Annotated in this window: 15 protein-coding genes; 8 read left to right on the top strand and 7 right to left on the bottom strand. The window is 68.9% G+C overall.

The window, feature by feature from the left end; translation table 11 throughout:
• Positions 1 to 150 precede the first annotated feature (150 nt).
• From OG735_RS05290 to OG735_RS05305, 4 genes are all read left to right on the top strand, one after another.
• On the top strand, positions 151 to 1,374 hold the full coding sequence (locus OG735_RS05290; RefSeq protein WP_327321967.1) for a saccharopine dehydrogenase family protein: 1,224 nt from the start codon (positions 151 to 153) through the stop codon (positions 1,372 to 1,374).
• Positions 1,375 to 1,492: 118 nt separating this feature from the next.
• Positions 1,493 to 1,975, top strand: a complete 483-nt coding sequence (locus OG735_RS05295; protein WP_327321968.1) for an Lrp/AsnC family transcriptional regulator — start codon at positions 1,493 to 1,495, stop codon at positions 1,973 to 1,975.
• A 67-nt stretch (positions 1,976 to 2,042) separates the two neighbouring features.
• The gene (locus OG735_RS05300) at positions 2,043 to 2,738 is read left to right on the top strand and encodes an HAD family hydrolase (protein WP_327321969.1); all 696 of its coding nucleotides are present in this window, start codon (positions 2,043 to 2,045) and stop codon (positions 2,736 to 2,738) included.
• Positions 2,739 to 2,813: 75 nt separating this feature from the next.
• Positions 2,814 to 3,083: a biotin carboxylase N-terminal domain-containing protein gene (locus tag OG735_RS05305; RefSeq protein ID WP_327321970.1), complete on the top strand. Its 270-nt coding sequence runs from the start codon at positions 2,814 to 2,816 to the stop codon at positions 3,081 to 3,083.
• A gap of 36 nt (positions 3,084 to 3,119) precedes the next feature.
• On the opposite strand, the gene OG735_RS05310 is transcribed toward OG735_RS05305, so the two are convergent.
• Positions 3,120 to 3,959: an SDR family oxidoreductase gene (locus OG735_RS05310; RefSeq protein ID WP_327321971.1), complete on the bottom strand. Its 840-nt coding sequence runs from the start codon at positions 3,957 to 3,959 to the stop codon at positions 3,120 to 3,122.
• 96 nt (positions 3,960 to 4,055) lie between these two features.
• On the opposite strand from OG735_RS05310, the gene OG735_RS05315 reads away from it, so the two are divergent.
• The gene (locus OG735_RS05315) at positions 4,056 to 4,517 is read left to right on the top strand and encodes a MarR family winged helix-turn-helix transcriptional regulator (RefSeq protein ID WP_327321972.1); all 462 of its coding nucleotides are present in this window, start codon (positions 4,056 to 4,058) and stop codon (positions 4,515 to 4,517) included.
• Between the two features lie 37 nt (positions 4,518 to 4,554).
• Here the strand turns inward: OG735_RS05315 and OG735_RS05320 are convergent, their stop codons facing one another.
• The 3 genes from OG735_RS05320 to OG735_RS05330 all read right to left on the bottom strand — a co-directional run bounded on the left by OG735_RS05320 (position 4,555) and on the right by OG735_RS05330 (position 6,900).
• Positions 4,555 to 5,070 carry a SixA phosphatase family protein gene (locus OG735_RS05320; RefSeq protein WP_327321973.1) on the bottom strand — a complete coding sequence of 172 codons (516 nt, stop codon included), beginning with the start codon at positions 5,068 to 5,070 and terminating at the stop codon, positions 4,555 to 4,557.
• Between the two features lie 94 nt (positions 5,071 to 5,164).
• A complete protein-coding gene (locus OG735_RS05325; RefSeq protein ID WP_327321974.1) occupies positions 5,165 to 5,845 on the bottom strand; it encodes a class F sortase in 681 nt (226 codons plus the stop codon).
• 146 nt (positions 5,846 to 5,991) lie between these two features.
• Complete coding sequence (locus OG735_RS05330) at positions 5,992 to 6,900, bottom strand: hypothetical protein (RefSeq protein WP_327321975.1); 909 nt, start codon at positions 6,898 to 6,900, stop codon at positions 5,992 to 5,994.
• 548 nt (positions 6,901 to 7,448) lie between these two features.
• On the opposite strand from OG735_RS05330, the gene OG735_RS05335 reads away from it, so the two are divergent.
• The 3 genes from OG735_RS05335 to OG735_RS05345 all read left to right on the top strand — a co-directional run bounded on the left by OG735_RS05335 (position 7,449) and on the right by OG735_RS05345 (position 11,692).
• Positions 7,449 to 9,149, top strand: coding sequence for a CocE/NonD family hydrolase (locus tag OG735_RS05335; protein WP_327321976.1), 1,701 nt, complete (start codon positions 7,449 to 7,451; stop codon positions 9,147 to 9,149).
• 74 nt (positions 9,150 to 9,223) lie between these two features.
• A complete protein-coding gene (locus OG735_RS05340; protein ID WP_327321977.1) occupies positions 9,224 to 9,526 on the top strand; it encodes a DUF7677 family protein in 303 nt (100 codons plus the stop codon).
• Positions 9,527 to 9,838: 312 nt separating this feature from the next.
• Positions 9,839 to 11,692, top strand: a complete 1,854-nt coding sequence (locus OG735_RS05345) for a protein kinase domain-containing protein (protein WP_327321978.1) — start codon at positions 9,839 to 9,841, stop codon at positions 11,690 to 11,692.
• A gap of 83 nt (positions 11,693 to 11,775) precedes the next feature.
• On the opposite strand, the gene OG735_RS05350 is transcribed toward OG735_RS05345, so the two are convergent.
• Genes OG735_RS05350 through OG735_RS05360 form a run of 3 tightly spaced genes read right to left on the bottom strand, consistent with a single transcriptional unit; the run spans position 11,776 to position 16,501 of the window.
• Positions 11,776 to 13,119 (bottom strand): MFS transporter, encoded by a 1,344-nt coding sequence (locus OG735_RS05350; protein ID WP_327328211.1) that lies wholly within the window; start codon positions 13,117 to 13,119, stop codon positions 11,776 to 11,778.
• Entirely contained in the window at positions 13,119 to 15,131 is a 2,013-nt protein-coding gene (locus OG735_RS05355; RefSeq protein ID WP_327321979.1) for a PEP/pyruvate-binding domain-containing protein, read from the bottom strand. The genes OG735_RS05350 and OG735_RS05355 overlap by 1 nt, the downstream gene beginning before the upstream one ends.
• Positions 15,128 to 16,501 carry an ATP-grasp domain-containing protein gene (locus OG735_RS05360; protein WP_327321980.1) on the bottom strand — a complete coding sequence of 458 codons (1,374 nt, stop codon included), beginning with the start codon at positions 16,499 to 16,501 and terminating at the stop codon, positions 15,128 to 15,130. Before OG735_RS05360 ends, OG735_RS05355 begins: the two co-directional genes overlap by 4 nt.
• Between the last annotated feature and the right edge of the window lie 78 nt (positions 16,502 to 16,579).

Below are 16,579 nucleotides of genomic sequence, written 5' to 3' on the forward strand. Positions count from 1 at the left end.
ACGCTCCCTCCATCACCAGCACCATGACTCGACCCAGCTTATGCCAACACAGTTGACGTTAACAGCGGCGGGCGCGTTGGATCGGATCCGACAAGCGGCGCGCCCCACAATCGGCGCCTGCACACCGTGTCCGGGAAACGGAGTTTGGCCATGCGTGTTCTTCTCGTGGGAGCCGGCGGCGTCGGCACCGCCATTACCCGGATCGCCGCCCGCCGGTCCTTCTTCGACCACATGGTCGTTGCCGACTACGACCTCTCCCGCGCCCAGGCCGCGGTCGCGGCCCTGGAACCGGACGGCCGCTTCAGCGCCGAACGGATCGACGCGAGCGACGAGGCAGCCGTCACCTCGCTGCTGCACCGGCAGCGCTGCGACGTCCTGCTCAATGCCACCGACCCCCGCTTCGTGATGCCGCTGTTCCAGGCGGCCCTGGGCGCCGGGGCGCACTACCTGGACATGGCGATGTCGCTGTCCCGCCCGCACCCGGAGCGCCCCTACGAACTGACCGGCGTCAAGCTCGGCGACACCCAGTTCGAACGGGCCGCGGACTGGGAGAAGGCCGGACTGCTCGCCCTGGTCGGCATCGGTGTCGAGCCGGGACTGTCCGATGTCTTCGCCCGCCACGCCGCCGAGGAACTCTTCGACGAGATCGAGGAGATCGGCATCCGCGACGGAGCGAACCTCACGGTCGACGGCTACGACTTCGCGCCCTCGTTCAGCATCTGGACCACCATCGAGGAATGCCTCAATGCGCCCGTCGTCTACGAGGCCGACCGCGGCTGGTTCACCACCGCACCCTTCAGCGAGCCCGAGGTCTTCGACTTCCCCGAGGGGATCGGCCCCGTCGAGTGCGTCAACGTCGAGCACGAGGAGGTCCTGCTGGTCCCACGCTGGGTGGACGCGGGACGCGTCACCTTCAAGTACGGCCTCGGCGAGGACTTCATCCGTACGCTGCAGACGCTGCACCTGCTGGGCCTCGACCGCACCGATCCGGTGCCGGTGCCCGCGGCGGACGGATCGGGCACGGTCCACGTCTCCCCGCGGGACATGGTCGCCGCCTGTCTGCCGGACCCGGCGGCCCTCGGGGAGCGCATGCACGGCAAGACCTGCGCGGGCACCTGGGTCAAGGGCACCAAGGACGGCCGCCCGCGCGAGGTCTACCTGTACCACGTGGTCGACAATCAGTGGTCCATGCGTGAGTACGGCTGCCAGGCCGTCGTGTGGCAGACCGCCATCAACCCCGTCGTGGCCCTGGAACTGATCGCCGCCGACACCTGGTCCGGAAGTGGCGTCCTCGGTCCCGAAGCCCTCCCCGCCCGGCCCTTCCTGGACCTGCTGACCGAGTACGGCTCACCGTGGGGCATGCGCGAGCAGTGACGCGCCCTCTCCGCAGAGGAAGGCCTCACCGCGCCCAGTGGCTCAACTCGATCGCGATAGACTGGGCCATTGGCGCTGTCCAGGGCGGAGCTCGGGCCGGAGGGAGGCCAACGGGCGCATGACGGTGGACACACTCGACACCCGCATCCTGCGGCTGCTGATCGAACAGCCGCGCACCAGCGTGCGTGAGTACGCCCGGATCCTCGGCATCGCGCGCGGCACCCTGCAGGCCAGGATCGACAGGCTGGAACGGGACGGCGTGATCACCGGCACGGGTCCGTACCTCTCCCCCGCCGCCCTTGGGCATCCGGTGCTCGCCTTCGTCCATATCGAGGTCACGCAGGGGCATCTGGACGAGGTCGGCGACGCGCTCGCCGCCGTGCCCGAGATCATCGAGGCGTTCTCGATCACCGGCGGCGGTGATCTGCTCACGCGCGTCGCAGCGCGGGACAACGGGCATCTCGAGGACGTCATCCAGCGGCTGATCCAGCTGCCGGGCGTGGTGCGTACGCGCACCGAGATGGCACTGCGCGAGCGCGTGCCGCACCGGCTGCTGCCGCTGGTCGAGTCGGTGGGCCGGGCCGCCGGCACGTCACGCTGAGCATCCGCTCGGCAAGGATGAGCACCGGCTCGGCACGGTCGAACCGAGTCTTGGCATGCTGGTGCGCATGAGCACTTCGCGCACCACTTCGGTCATCTTCGATCTCGACGGCACACTGGTGGACAGCGAACCGAACTACTACGAGGCGGGGCGCCGGCTACTGGCCCAGCACGGCGTGGCGGACTTCAGCTGGGAGCACCACACCCGGTTCATCGGGATCGGGACGCGGGAGACGCTGGAGATCCTGCGTGGGGAGTACGGGATCGAGGTGCCGGTCGAGGAGCTGCTCGCCGCGAAGAACCGCCACTATCTGGAGCTGGCGCGCGCTTCGACGGATGTCTTCCCGGAGATGTGGAAGTTCGTGGAGCGGCTCCACACGGAGGGGGTGCCGATGGCGGTGGCATCCGGCTCGTCCCGCGCCGCCATCGAGGCGGTGCTCGCCGGCACCGGTCTCGACGCGTTCATCCCCACGATCGTCTCCGCCGAGGAGGTCGCACAGGGCAAGCCCGAGCCCGACATCTTCCTGGAGGCCGCGCGCCGTCTCGGCGTCGGTCCTGCCGACTGTGTGGTGCTTGAGGACGCCGCGCCGGGTGCGGCGGCGGCGCACGCCGCAGGTATGCGCTGCGTCGCCGTCCCCTATGTCCCGGCGACGGCCGGCGACCCGGCGTTCCAGTCCGCGGGGCTGCTCTTCGCGGGCGGACAGAGCGAGTTCACGGCGCAGGCCGCCTACGACTGGCTCGTTCCGCAGGCTCCCTCTGTCTGATCTTGGACGTCGGGGACCTTGCGCCGGTGGAATCGGCCGATGAGCATGGCGGCGCCGCCTGCTCTGGAGGAACTCATGGGTTCTGCCGCCGTCCTCGTCGCCAATCGCGGGGAGATCGCCGTACGGCTGCTGCGCGCCCCCGCTGAGGCCGGAATGCGGACCGTGGCCGTGTACCGAGGACGACGCGGGATCACCGCATGTCCAACTGGCCGGCGTGGCAGTGCCGTTGCCCGGATCGGGACCTGCCTCCGCGGCGCTGGATCCCGGCAGCGCTGGACGCCTGGTCGCCGGAGCCGGACGGGGCGGCGCGGCGCGGCGCGGCGGCCGTACGTCGACACCTGGTAGCCACCGCGTCCTGCGGTCGGCGTCCGTCGCGCAGGATCAGCCGACCCAGCCGCCGGTGAGGTCGAGCACCGCCGAACCGTCCAGGTCGCTGAGCTTGGTGCCGGTGAAGGCGCGGGCCCAGTCGGACGTCTGGATACGGAACGCGGGCCGGTCCGCGGTCAGCGCCTGCAGTACCGACTCGGCAGCCTCGACCGGGGTCTGTGCGCCGCTGAGGAACTGCGAGACGGTGCGTTCCACGTAGGACCGCAGCGCATCGGCGTACGGACCGGCCGTGGCGATCGCGGCCTCCGGGTCGACACCGATGTTGCTGACGAACTCGGTCGCCACAGCGCCGGGTTCGACGACGGAGACGGTCACACCGAGCTTGGCAGCCACCGGCGCCAGGCTCTCCATGTAACCCTCGACGGCGAACTTCGCAGCGCAGTAAGCCTCATTGAACGGCTGCCCGATGACCCCACCGACGCTGGTGACGGTGATCAGACGGCCACCGGAGGCTCGAAGGTGGGGCAGGGCCGCCTTGGAGACATGGAGCACTCCGAAGAAGTTGACCTCCATGACCTTGCGCACATCGCCAACCGTCTCGTTCTCGAGCGTGCCGAGGTGCCCGGCACCCGCATTGTTGATCACGGCGTCGAGGCGGCCGTGGTCACTGATGACGCCCTCGATCGCGGCGGCGACAGAGGCCTCGTCGGTGACGTCGAGCTGCCGGATGTCGAGCTCGACCCCGGCGTCCGCGGCCGCCTTGCGCAGCGCGTCGGCGCGGCTGGTGTCGCGCAGGGTGGCCACGGTCTGCCAGCCGGCCCGCGCGGCTTCGACGGCGGCGGCCAGGCCGATACCCGAGGAGGTGCCGGTGATCAGAACAACCTTGGAAGACATGGTGTGCCTTTCGTGCATGGACACTGAGCAATTCAGTGCGTGTACACACACCATAACTATTCTGTGCGTGCACACGCAACAGGTAGGATCGGGCCCATGGCAAAAAGGAAGCTCACCCAGGCAGAGATGCCCGTGGCCGACCACGCCTTCTACGGACTGGTCTGGGCCGGAACCGTCCTGACCGAACGCGTGGACCGCGCCCTGAGCAAGGCCCACGACCTGCCGGTCTCCTGGTTCGAGGTAATGCTCTGGCTCGCCTCGAACCCTGATCCTGTTCCGGCCTCCGTACTCGGCAACAGCACCATGCTCAGCCGCAGCCAGGTGTCCCGCGTCATCGACGCCCTCCAGAGCCGCGGTCTTGTCACCCGCACCCCGTCCCCGCGTGACGCGCGCTCTGTCGAAGTGGCCCTGACACCGGAGGGCCACCAGCTTTTCGAAGAGGCCGACGCCACGCGACGCTCCTGCCTGGCTCCGGTCTTCACCGACCTCCTCGACACGGAGGATCTCGAAGCGCTCAGCACGGTGTGGCACAAGCTCAAGGCCGGCAAGGACGACTGACGCCTGCTCTCCGAGTGCCCAGCGGCCGCCGTACCGGTCAAGTCCCTCGAGGGACCGCCATGTCGGTGAGCAGAGCCGCGCCGGGGGCGAGCTCGGACCAGTCGCCGTGCCAGGTGAGAACGGCGATGGCGCTGGTGGGGAACTTCTCGCGGGTACGCTTCAGGGCGTCGCCGAGCGCCTCGGCAGCCAGTGACAGCACCAGCTCCTGGACTCCAGGATTGTGACCGCCCAGCAGCAACGTATCTACGGATGCGGGTGTTTCACGTACGACAGCGAGCAGTGTGTGGAGGTCGGCATCGTAGACGCGGGCCTCGTGCTGCACCGGTGACTGGGTTTCAAGCTGTTCGACCGCCAGTTCCCAGGTCTCTCGGGCACGGACAGCGGTGGAGCAGATCACAAGGTCCGGGGTGTAACGGGCGTCCCGCAGCCAGCGACCGGCAGCGGAGGCGTCCCTACGGCCCCGCCCGGTGAGCGGACGGTCGAAGTCCGCCATATCCGGTGGCCGGGCGGACTTGGCGTGCCGCAGGACGATCAGCCGACGCAGTGCTGTCACAAGAACTCCCGCCGTCGATGGTCCATGCCCAACCGCCAGTATCCTGCCGCTGCGCGTGCCGTGCGGCTGAGGTCTCGGTTTTCCTGGCAGCGGTTCACGCGCGTTTGCTGGAATCGAGGTGGGCGAACACGACCACGTTGTCCGTGTAGTCCTTCACCTTCCTGTCGTACTCGCCTCCGCAAGTGATCAGACGCAGCTGCGCGGAGGGGGTGTCGGCGTACACCCGCTCATTGGGGAAGTGCGCCTTGCTGAAGGTCTCGACGGAGTCGACCTTGAACGTGGCGACGGTGTCGTCTGCGCGGGTGATGTCGATCTTGCTTCCCGGCTTGAGGGAGCTGAGCTCCACAAATACGGCCGGGCCGGTCTTGGTGTCGACGTGGCCCGCGACGATTGAGGTGCCGCGCTCGCCAGGTGCGGGGCCCTCCTGGAACCAGCCGACCAGATTGTCGTCGTCTCCGGGTGGCGCGTTCAGCTGTCCCGAAGGGCCGACGGACAGCGGCGTGAAGGGCGCGTCGACGGCGATCTCCGTGATCGAGAGCCGCTCCGGGGCGGAACGGGGCAGCGCCAGACCGGCACCAGGGGCCGCAGGGGCGGCAGGGGCGGGCCTGGAGGGAGCCGAAGCCACAGCGCGGGCCGGCGGAGCGACTTCTGCCGGGTTGGTGATGGAGTTGTACACAAGGAGGAAGCCCAGCCCAACCGCCACAGCGGGCCACATCAGGGCGCGGCCGAAGGGACGGGAGGCGGGGGCTGTGCCGGGCGGCTGCAGGGCGGCCATGCGAGCGGGCCTTTCGCGTACGGGGGCCAGTGAGGCGCGGGCGGGCGACGGAAGAGTCCGGGGAGCGGAAAGGGCAATCGCCGCGGCCACCGCCCGGGAAGGACGGCGGCCGCGGCAGCCAGCGAACTACTAGTGGTTCGGCCCCATCAGGCCGCAGCACCCGAGGCGCTCCGGCGCAGCCGGTACGCCCCTGCGCCGAGACCAACGAGCATCAGCACCGAGCCGGCAGCCAGGCTGTTGCCGGACATGGCCAGAGCGCCACCACCGGCGTGGACACCACCGTTCGGCTTGTCCTTCTTCCAGGACCCGTGGTCGCCCTTGTCGTAGTCGCCCTTCTCGGACTTGTCGGAGTCGTCCTTGTCGGACTTGTCCTGCCCCCAGTCCTCGGCCACGACCATGGCCAGAGCACCACCACCGGTGTGAACGCCACCCTCCGGCTTGTCACCCTTCCCGTGGTCACCCTTGTCGTGGTCGCCCTTGTCGCCCTTGTCGTAATCGCCCTTCTCGGACTTGTCGGAGTCGCCCTTCTCGGACTTGTCGGAGTCGCCCTTCTCGGACTTGTCGGAGTCGTCCTTGTCGGACTTGTCCTGCCCCCAGTCCTCGGCCACGACCATGGCCAGAGCGCCACCACCGGTGTGAACGCCACCCTCCGGCTTGTCACCCTTGTCGTGGTCACCCTTGTCGTGGTCACCCTTGCCGTGGTCACCCTTGCCGTGGTCACCCTTGTCGTAGTCGCCCTTGTCGGACTTCTCGTGGTCGCCCTTCTCAGACTTCTCGTAATCACCCTTCTCAGACTTCTCCGAGTCGCCCTTCTCAGACTTCTCGGAGTCGCCCTTCTCGGACTTCTCGGAGTCGCCCTTCTCGGACTTCTCGGAGTCGCCCTTCTCGGACTTCTCCGAGTCGCCCTTCTCAGACTTCTCGGAGTCGCCCTTCTCAGACTTCTCGGAGTCACCCTTCTCAGACTTCTCCTGGCTGTCGCTGCTGGAAGACGAGCCGCTGTCCTTGTCCCAGTCGTCGGCCGAGGTCACGGCAAACGCGGCAGGAACGGAGATCATGAGGACCGCAGTGGTAGCGGCTGACGCGAATAGTGTGCGGGCAGAGCGCATGGGGCACATTCCTTTCGCCGCGTCTGCGAAGACCGACACTTCATCGGTCACCGGATCGCAGGGGCGACTTGATTCACCGTCAGCCTCTTTTCCCCTCCGCACCAGCGGAGAGCGCCGCATTCGAGCTACACCATGGGCTCTTCGAGTGAGTGCAGGCCGATAATCACCCGTTGGACGGCACGCCACGCCGAGGTGAGGTTTCGTCCATCGCCGGCCCGCTCATCCGCTGCCGGCGCCTCATTTCAGCTTGGTTCCCGGCCTCGACAGAGCCGCGGGCCGATCCACCGATTCCGACGGGGAGCCGCGCTGACTCAATGTCTCAGGTACCGCGCCGCGTCGACAGCTGCGCACCTGGTCGGGCCTCGGCCCCCACCCTTACCCGTGGGTAATTTGGCTGATCATCGTCTCCCCTCGGCTGTTCCGCACCTCTACGCTCCGATCACCGCGCCGGTGGCAGTGCCTCCGTGGCACAACGGCCCGCGTCAGATGGAGCACGAGTGAGACGAACGCAAGACCACGGCGGACACCGCGCCAGGGTCCGGACGACCAGTGCCGCCGTCGCCGCGGCACTCGCCCTCCTCGGCACAGTCGCCGCGGCACCCGCAGCACAGGCGGCATCCACCTCAGCGGCCCCGGGGCCGGCGCGCGCGGCAGCCCAAGCCACGGCGGGGCCCTTCTTCCGCCTCGCCGACATCCCGATGAAGGACGGTGTCGTCCTCAAGGCGAACGTGTTCACCCCCGCCCCCAGCACACCCGGCGCCGACGCACACGGCCGATACCCGGTGATCGTGCAGCCGGCCAGTTGGGGGCAGAACGACATCGAGTACGTCCTCCAGGGCAGGAAACTCGCCGCAAGCGGCTATGTCGTGGTCACCTACACCGTCCGCGGCTTCTGGCTCTCCGGAGGCGAGGTCGATGTTGCGGGGCCCAAGGACGTGGCGGACATCTCGTCGGTCATCGACTGGGTCATCGCCCGGACTCCGGCCGATCCGCAGCGGATCGGGATGACCGGTCTCTCCCTGGGCGGCGGCCTGACCCTGATGGGAGCCGCCACCGACCCGCGGATCAAAGCGGTGGCTGCGATGAGCGGTTGGGGGGACCTGGTCGACTCGCTCTACAGCGGCGGGACCCGGCACCTGCAGGCCGCCGCTGTGCTCGCCGGCGTTGGGGCGCCCGCCGGTCGCGAAAGCGCCGAGTTCCGGGGGATGCTGGCCGACCTCTTCGGCGACCGCAATACCCCCGAAGTCATCAGATGGGCGCGGACCAGGTCCCCGGGCGCTTATGTGGACCGCATCAATGCCAACGGCACAGCCGTCTTCCTCGCCAGTGCATGGGGGGAGAGCATCTTCAACTCCAGCCAGATCACTGCCTTCTATCAGAAGCTGACCGGCCCCAAGCGGATCGAGCTGCGCCCCGGCGACCATGCCACGCAGGAGGTCACCGGCCTGCTCGGGCTGGACAATGCCACCTGGGCGAGCGCGCTCAGCTGGTTCGACGAGCACCTCAAGGGCAGCGGCGGCACACCTCGGCCGCCGGTGGAGCTGGAAGTACGGCCCGGCGGCGCACACGAGACCTATCCGTCCTGGCAGGCCGTCAGTTCGCGGACCGAGCGGCTGCGGCTCGGCAGAGCGGACGTCTTCGGCACCGGCTCGCTCGACGGCGGCACGCCCGGGAGCAGCGGCACGGCTGGGACGGGATGGCGGACGACGGTCGTCGGCGGTACGAACTCGGGCGCCGACGGCGGCATCACCGAACTGTCCGGGCTGCTCGACCAGGTCCTCGAACTGCCTCCCGTCGTTGTGGTCCCGTTGCTGCCCCGCCGGGCCGGAGCCGTATGGCAGTCGGCGCCGTACACGGCCGCGCAGCACATCCGCGGAGCCGTCAAGCTGCACACGACCGTCACCGCCTGCGCGCCGGAGGACACGGCGATCGGCTATCTCTACGACGTGAACGCCCTCGGCGTGGGGAAGCTGATCTCCCACGCCCCGCAGAGCTGGTCCGGCAGGAAGCCGGGGCAGGCCTTCCCCCTCAACATCCCGCTCTTCGCCACCGCCTACGACCTGCCCGCAGGACACCGGCTGGCTCTGGTCCTCGATACCAAGGACCTGCTGTACGGCGGTCGCACACCGCTGAACAGCAAGGTGTCGTTCGGCTCGCCGGAGGACGACCCGTCCGAACTGGTTCTGCCCCTGCGCTGAGCGCCGACCCGTCCGACCGCGCCAGGTCGTGGAATCACCTTCCGTCAGGCACCCTTGGCTGGCAGGATCTTCGAATGTCCAGGATTCCCAGGGATGTTCGAGCCTCGATCCGTCACTTCGCCTTCACTCTCGCCAACGGCACCGTGGACATCCCGCTCTTGGGAGACATCGATTACCGCCCGGACCTGGTCACCATGGGCTCGGAGCTGGAGATGGTCTTCACGATCTTCACCAACGTCCTCGAGGTGGACCAGGAGGGCAAGGTGACCAACTACGACCAGGCCAAGCATCGCGCCGCCGAGTGGATCCGGGGGTACTGCGACCCCGGCTACGAGGAGCAGCCGCCCTTCGCCGAATGGGAGACCGAACTCGCCTGACTGCGTGAAGTATGATCACCCCTCTGACACACAGACGGGTGTGCGGACCGTCGATGACCATCAGCCATGGACTCTCCTGCTGACGAAGGCCGGTGCACCCGGGCAAACCGGCGGCCCCGGGGGCGGAACCGCTCACGGGGTGCCACCACTCGGCCGGGCGGAGTGGCACAGGCGACATGTGGCTCTGCTGTTGAACTCCCGGGATACCCGTGCGACTTCCGGGCTGCGGAGCTCAAAACATTTGACATGGCCGGTCCTTGGCGGGTTCGGCGTCGCCGCGCGGGGGTGCGCGGCCGGGGGAGGGCAAGGGCGATGGGCGTGGGGGAAAGCGGGCAGGCGTACGCGGGGGCGCCGATCCGTGCGGTGGGGCAGGGACGCTACGTTCTGCAGGCTCCGCTCGGCGAGGGCGGCATGGCATCCGTGCACCGCGCCCACGACTCTGTGCTGGGACGCACCGTCGCGGTGAAGACCCTGCATTCCGAACTGGCCCGTGATCCGTCCTTCCGCGAGCGGTTCCGCCGCGAGGCCCAGGCGGTCGCCGGGCTCAGTCACGCCAATATCGTGGCGGTCCACGACAGTGGTGAGGACGCGGGTGAAGCAGGCGTCGTGCAGTACATCGTCATGGAGTACGTTTCGGGCCGCTCGTTGCGCGAGCTGACCCGGGAAAGGGCTGCCGCGGACGGTGCGATTCCGCTGAACAAGGCACTGACGATGACCGCTGCCGTCCTGGACGCGCTGGCCTGCAGCCACGGGCGCGGGCTGATTCACCGGGACATCAAGCCCGCCAACGTGATGGTGACCGACGACGGCACCGTCAAAGTGATGGACTTCGGTATTGCCCGCGCCCTGCAGTCGGATGCCACCTCGATGACCCGGACGGGCACCGTGCTGGGCACACCGCAGTACCTCTCCCCCGAGCAGGCGCTGGGCAAGCCCGCCGATGCCCGGTCGGACCTCTACTCGGTCGGCTGCATGCTGTTCGAACTGGCCACCGGCACGCTGCCGTTCGACGGCGAGTCCACGATGAGCGTGCTCTACCAGCATGTGCAGCACCCCGCGCCGGTCCCGTCCTCGATCAATCCGTCACTGCCCCCGGCAGTGGACGCGGTCGTCGCCCGCGCCCTGAGCAAGGACCCCGAGCAGCGGTACCCGAGCGCCCAGGCCATGGCGGACGACATACGCAAGATCGCCGCCGGCGGGACACCCACTCGGCAGCTGCCCCCGCATGTGCCCCCCACCCTCACGGCCGACACCATCTCCGTGACCTTCCGGCAGGCCACGCACCTCCCCCGCATGTCACTGCGGACGCATGGCATGCGGAGGCTCATCTGGCTGACGGCAGCCATGGTCGTGGGTATGGGGCTCGCGGCCGCGTACGTCGCGCAGTACCTGATTTCAGGTATCTCACACACCCGGGATCCGGATCCCCGGGCCACCGGAGCATTCATTCTGTGCGACAACGAGTTCACGCCCCCTGACTTCACCGGTATGTCACCGGCGGAGGCGAAAACGTGTGCCGAGATCGCCGGGCTGAAGCTTGCACAGAAAACCACCACGGGGAAGAAGTACGACAAGGACACCGTGGTGAAGCAGGAGCCGGCAACCAAGAAGCTGAAGTCCGGCAGCACCGTCACCATCTGGGTGTCGACGGGCGGTGATCCCCGGGCCAAGGGCGACCTCGCGGACTGCGAGGTGGAGGAGACCCATGGCAAGGTCTCCAACCCGTGGTTCAAGGGCAAGAGCCGTGCCAAGGCACGCGTCTGTGCGGACATCGCCCATCTGAAGCTGCAGGAAGCCGGGACCATCCAGGACAAGCTCACGCCCGCCGGACAGGTCGCGAAGCAGGAGCCCGGATCGGAACAGATAACGACGGGCAGCACGGTCAGAATATGGATCTCGACCGGGGGAGATCCCCGCGCCACGGGAACGCTGTCCAACTGCGACACGTACGCGACCAGCGACCAGCCCTACCCCCCGTCCCTCGAGCACATGACCACCGCCAACGCACGCGCTTGCGCGGCCATCGCCCGTGTGAAGCTGGAAGAACACACCGTCCCCGACGAACTGTGGCCCGCAGGAGAAGTCGTCGAACAGGAACCGGAGAGCGGTACCCACATCGACCCGGGCAGCACCATCAAGATCTGGATCTCATCGGGCAAGCCGTGAATCGCATCGCAGACAACCCTGCGATGCGGCCGCCTGCCGACTGACCATCCCGCGCGGTCGTGCCGCCTCGGCGAGCGTACGGATCAGCTCGCCGTCGTTGATCCGCGCTTGGTTCCCTGCGTAGTCACAGTCGGCGTCGAATCGCGCCGTCCCACCGCATCGCTCCGCAAGACCAGTTGGAGAGCGATCATCACTACGCAGGTCACGATCGCACTGTGCCACAGCAGCGCATCCAGCCGGCCCGCCGACAGATAGGCTCCCGCAGCCACGGCTGCCAGCGCGCACACGCCTCGGTCCACAATGCTCTCGACCGAGAGGAGCGTGGCACGAGGGGCGTGTGCCGGGATGGCATCGTTGACCAACTTCCGCTGGATCGGGTAGGCGAAGCCGGTGACCGCGGCGAACAGGCACAACAGTGCGACCACGGTCCAGGGCCCGCCGAGGGTGACGCTCGCCAGCGTGCCCGCCAGCGCCAGGCTGAGCAGGGACACCATGGCCACCGGTGACAGACGGCGGCCGAGCCATTGGGGACGCGCCGAGGCCACGGCCTCCGCCACGGTCATGGCCGCCAGCACCCCGCCGTGCGAGGTCTCGCCGATGCCGTGGGCCAACAGCATGGGCTGGAAAAGGTTGACCTGGCAGATGCGGGAGAGGGTGAACACGGCCACGCCCTGCACCATGACCAGGGCGAGCCAGGGTGTGGCTCGTACGCAGCGCAGGGCGGCGCCCGCGTCGTGCAGGAACGCTCCACGGCTCCGGTTCGTCCCGCCTCTCCCGGGCGCCCGACCCGACCGGCCGTCCCCGTGGGGCGGGGCAAGTCGGGGCAGCGCGAGGGCGCATGCCAGGGAGCCCGCCGCACTCGCGGCGCTCAGCACGTACGGCGCCGCGTGAGCGACGGCCATCAGGGGGCCGACCAGCGGCCAGCACATCACCTTCGCGGCCAGGCCGAGGGCGCGAGCCGTGCCCTCGGCCCTCAGATAGTGCTCGCCGCCACCCTCGGCCCGCAGGCCGTCGTACAGGTAGGCGCTGGCTGCGCCCGATGTCAGGGAACGGCCGGCGGCGATGGCCAGGAAGTGGACGAGGAAGCCCGCGTACGAGGGGGTGAGGACCGGGGCCAGGTTCGCGGCGGTCATCACGACTGCCCCCGCCCGCAGGCAGTTGCGTGCGCCGATGCGGTCGGCCACGATCCCGGTCGGGATCTCGAACAGACAGAACGCGACATAGTAGATGCTCTGGATCCCGAAGATCTGCCCGTCCGACAGTCCCGCCTCCCGCTGGTAGGCGTAGAACACCGGCATCCACCACAGCAGGTTGAACAGCAGTTGGAAGCCGTTGTTGAGTCGGATGATCCGGCGAGCCGCGGGGGTCGGGGGCGGGCCCGCCGGACGGGCCCGGGAGGTCGGCCGCGGCCGGTCAGGACGGCGGATCACAGGGCGTAGGGGCGGATCTGAACCAGTCGGAAGTCCCCCTGGTCGGTCATCAGCCACTCGATGTCGAGCGGATGGTCCGCGTCGCCTTCGCTGAAGTGGGACTGCAGCAGCCGACCGGTGAGGGCCAGGTCCATCAGCCGGCTCCTGGTCGCGGTGGGCAGGTCCTCGCCGGACGAGCCGAGAGCCACCGTACGGCCGCCGCCCTCAACGGTGTTGTAGAGGTACTGCTGCGGCAGGGTCGTCCCGTCCACCACCGTCTCGGGGGATCCCGGCGAGCAGTTGAGGTAGACGTTGCGGAAGTCCTCGCGCTTCGTCGGGTTGCAGGTCACCAGTACGCCCCCGAGGTCCGCGGGGACGTACTGCTGGATGATCACTCCCATGTATGTGTCGTCCAGGGAGATGCCGACCTGATGGCGCAGGCGCACGCTGCGCGGCGACAGCAGGGAGGCCCACACCTGGCGCACCGCGTCGAGGAGTTCGCCGGCCCCGCGGACGGTGGTGACCGAGTCGTAGACCCCGGCCGCAGAGAACCCGGGAAGGTCTTCGGCATTGGAGGAGGAGCGCACCACCAGGCGGCTTCCTGCGGCGAGTGGGGCGGGGAACGCCTGGGTGATCTGCCGGGTCACCTCTTCCGGCATCGGGGTGTTCCGGACGACGTGTTGCAGGTGCAGACAGAGCGAGTCCAGCACCTCGACCGCGTCGAGTTCGAGCGCCATCTTGAGCTTTCCGATGCCCTGTTGCAGGGCTGGTGAGGAGGCGAGGAAGCGTTGCTGCAGGGCGAACGGGAGGGCGACTCCGTCGGGGGCCGCGACGGTACGTGCGGTGAATTCGGCCGCCGCCTGCCGCAGCCCGCCGGTGGTGGCATCCGTGACACCGAGTCGGGCCGCGAGATGGCCGTAGAGATCCGTGCGGGGCGGCCGCGACTGCCCGTAGAACGCGGTGAGATCGGCCGTGCGGCTGTCGAGAACGTGGTGAAGCTCGCCGAGGTTGGCCGCCTTGGTGCCGTAGCGGTCCCGGTCCGCGCGGCGCAGCCGGTGCAGAGCCAGGGCCGGTGCGTCCTCGAGCAGCGGCGGTTCCATCCGGATCCGCTGCTGGTGCCACGTCGGCGCTTCCAGGGCCGGGGCGGTCGCCAGCGGCACGAGGGTGATCTCGTCGTCCCGCACCAGGTAGCGGACCCAGGCACCGTTGAGGTCGTCCTTCTCGACGATCTGTTCCAGGTCGCGGACGATCGCATTGGGGATGCCCCAGCCGGAGGCGAGGACGTTGGTGTGCGAGAGCGGCGTGGTGGGCGCGGTGTTGAGGAATCCCGCGACGCGCGGCACGTCGTCCGGCAGGCAGGCCATGGCCACGATGTCCGACCAGCCGAGCCCGTCGGCGGCTGCCTCGTACTCCTCGGCCGTCCGGAAGTAGCGCAGCCTGCCGATGGCCTCGGCGGCGTTGAGCGGTGTCCGCGTCCGGTTGCCGAAGAGTTCGTGGCTGGGTATCCGCGGCACCCGGACCTCGCTGATCGCGGTCAGCTCCTGTTCCTGTCCATGGTTCGCCGGCTTCAGCAGCAGCGGCAGTCGGCCGTCGACCCGGCCGCGGACGAACGCGTAGAACGCGTCGAGCAAGGCGCCGTGCATGGTGTCGGATTCGGTCGTCTCCAGGACCAGGAACGGTCGCTCGCGGCCGTCGGAGTCCTCGTCGGTGTGCAGGGAGAGCACACCCAGGAGGAAGCGACGCCCGGGATCCCGGTACACCGAGGCGTTGAAGGCGTCCAGGCACGCGTCCAGGGCCTCCAGCTCCATGTCGAGGACGCGGGTGGCGACATAGTTGACGTGGAAGGGGTGGACGGCCGTGTCGAGCAGGTGCCAGGTGTCCTCGGCGCGGTCGACGACGACCTTCAGGTAGGGGTGACCGGCCAGCACGCCGGAGAGGGTGCGGAACAACGGCAGGGACAGATTCTCGCCGACGACCGTGCGGTCCACGGCAGGGTCCGGCGCGCCCGGGGGAAGGAGGTGGGTGGTCATGAGCGGGCCTCCTCGTCCGAAGCCACCGGTAGGACGTGCGGCAGGACATCCACCAGTGTCCGGAAGTCACGGATGACGGTCTGCGGGTCGACAGCGGAGAGCAGGCAGAGTGCCGCCATGGTGTTCGCGCCGGCGGCCGGGTCGTAGACCGGCACCAAAGCACCGTCGGGAAGTGAATTCTCGGCCACCACCGACAGCCGGCTGCCGTCGCTGACCGGGACGGCTTCCGTCACCGTCGGGAAGTCCCAGACGCGCCGGTCCGGCCAGGCGTCACCGGCACCGTCGACGGCAAGTACGACGAGCGAACCCGCCGCGCCTCGCGCCTCCCCCGGCGTACGGGCGCGCGTAGGCCAGGTGACCGGGCGTCCCAGAAGGTGGTCGACGAGCATCCCGATGAGGTCCAGGCCGAAGACCTCCTCGATCTGCGGGACGGTCATCGCGCCACCGAACCGGGCCGCGGTCTCGATCACCCACATCTGGCCTTCGGCCCCGAGCTTGATCTCGGTGTGCGTTCCGCAGTTCGCGAGACCCAGCGCGTCGACGGCATCCCGCGCGAGGGCCACGACGCGCTCCTGGGCGTCGTGCGACAGCGAGGCGGGGGTGATGCCGGCGCGCTCGGTGAACGGTTCCACCGTCGGCATGCGTCCGCTGAGACAGACGGGTCGGAAGTCGCCGTCGATGACGACACCTTCGACGCTCACGTAGTCGCCCCACCCCGGCTCGTCGAACCAGTCCTCGGCCGATCCCGCCACGATCTGCTCGACCAGGAAGTCCGCGTCGGCGTCGGCCACGTGGAGTTCGGCGTATCCCAGTTGCGCGGATTCGGCCATCACTTCCCGCGACCGCTCCCAGGCCTCCGCCACCTCCCGCGAAGAGCGGATGACCTGGTGTGCGGTGGAACCGGCGCTCCATGCCGCCTTCAGCAGCAGGGGTAAGGGAAGGGCCGCAGCCGCGTCATGCAGCTCCTGCTCCGAGGCGACCGGGCGGAACCGGGGCTGGGATATGCCGTGTTCCTGCCAGGTACGCCGCATCATCCGCTTGTCGCGGGCGAGGGCGCAGGAGCTGCCCGCCCCGGCGAGGCCGAGCTTCTCGCAGGCTTCGGCGACAGCCACGACCGCGTACTCGGAGAATGTGACGACCGCGTCCGCACCGATGGCCTGGGCCCGGGCAACGATCAGGGACACCAGGTCGCGCCGCTCCGACTCGGTGGGGACCAGGACCGAGGCGCACAGGCGCTCGGCGGTCGCGGCCACGCTGGGAGGAAGTGCGCTGAGCGCCAGCAGGTGCACTGCCGACTTCGCGGCGACCCGTGTCAGGGCATGGCCGAGGGGCGGGCCGCCCTTGGCATGCACGAACAGCACCTTGCTCACAGAAACCCAACTCCTCTGGATGATGATGGTCCGTCAGAACGATGGAGGGCGAGCGACATGACGGGTGCCCACCACCGC

This window comes from Streptomyces sp. NBC_01210 (genome assembly GCF_036010325.1).
Lineage (GTDB): Bacteria > Actinomycetota > Actinomycetes > Streptomycetales > Streptomycetaceae > Streptomyces.

Excerpts from the sequence above, each read along its gene's own strand:
- OG735_RS05310 (WP_327321971.1), bottom strand. The coding sequence starts at position 3,959 with ATGTCTTCCAAGGTTGTTCTGATCACCGGCACCTCCTCGGGTATCGGC.
- OG735_RS05345 (WP_327321978.1), top strand. The coding sequence starts at position 9,839 with ATGGGCGTGGGGGAAAGCGGGCAGGCGTACGCGGGGGCGCCGATCCGT.
- OG735_RS05330 (WP_327321975.1), bottom strand. The coding sequence starts at position 6,900 with ATGATCTCCGTTCCTGCCGCGTTTGCCGTGACCTCGGCCGACGACTGG.
- OG735_RS05300 (WP_327321969.1), top strand. The coding sequence starts at position 2,043 with ATGAGCACTTCGCGCACCACTTCGGTCATCTTCGATCTCGACGGCACA.
- OG735_RS05315 (WP_327321972.1), top strand. The coding sequence starts at position 4,056 with ATGGCAAAAAGGAAGCTCACCCAGGCAGAGATGCCCGTGGCCGACCAC.
- OG735_RS05325 (WP_327321974.1), bottom strand. The coding sequence starts at position 5,845 with ATGGCCGCCCTGCAGCCGCCCGGCACAGCCCCCGCCTCCCGTCCCTTC.
- OG735_RS05355 (WP_327321979.1), bottom strand. The coding sequence starts at position 15,131 with ATGACCACCCACCTCCTTCCCCCGGGCGCGCCGGACCCTGCCGTGGAC.
- OG735_RS05290 (WP_327321967.1), top strand. The coding sequence starts at position 151 with ATGCGTGTTCTTCTCGTGGGAGCCGGCGGCGTCGGCACCGCCATTACC.
- OG735_RS05295 (WP_327321968.1), top strand. The coding sequence starts at position 1,493 with ATGACGGTGGACACACTCGACACCCGCATCCTGCGGCTGCTGATCGAA.
- OG735_RS05340 (WP_327321977.1), top strand. The coding sequence starts at position 9,224 with ATGTCCAGGATTCCCAGGGATGTTCGAGCCTCGATCCGTCACTTCGCC.
- OG735_RS05305 (WP_327321970.1), top strand. The coding sequence starts at position 2,814 with ATGGGTTCTGCCGCCGTCCTCGTCGCCAATCGCGGGGAGATCGCCGTA.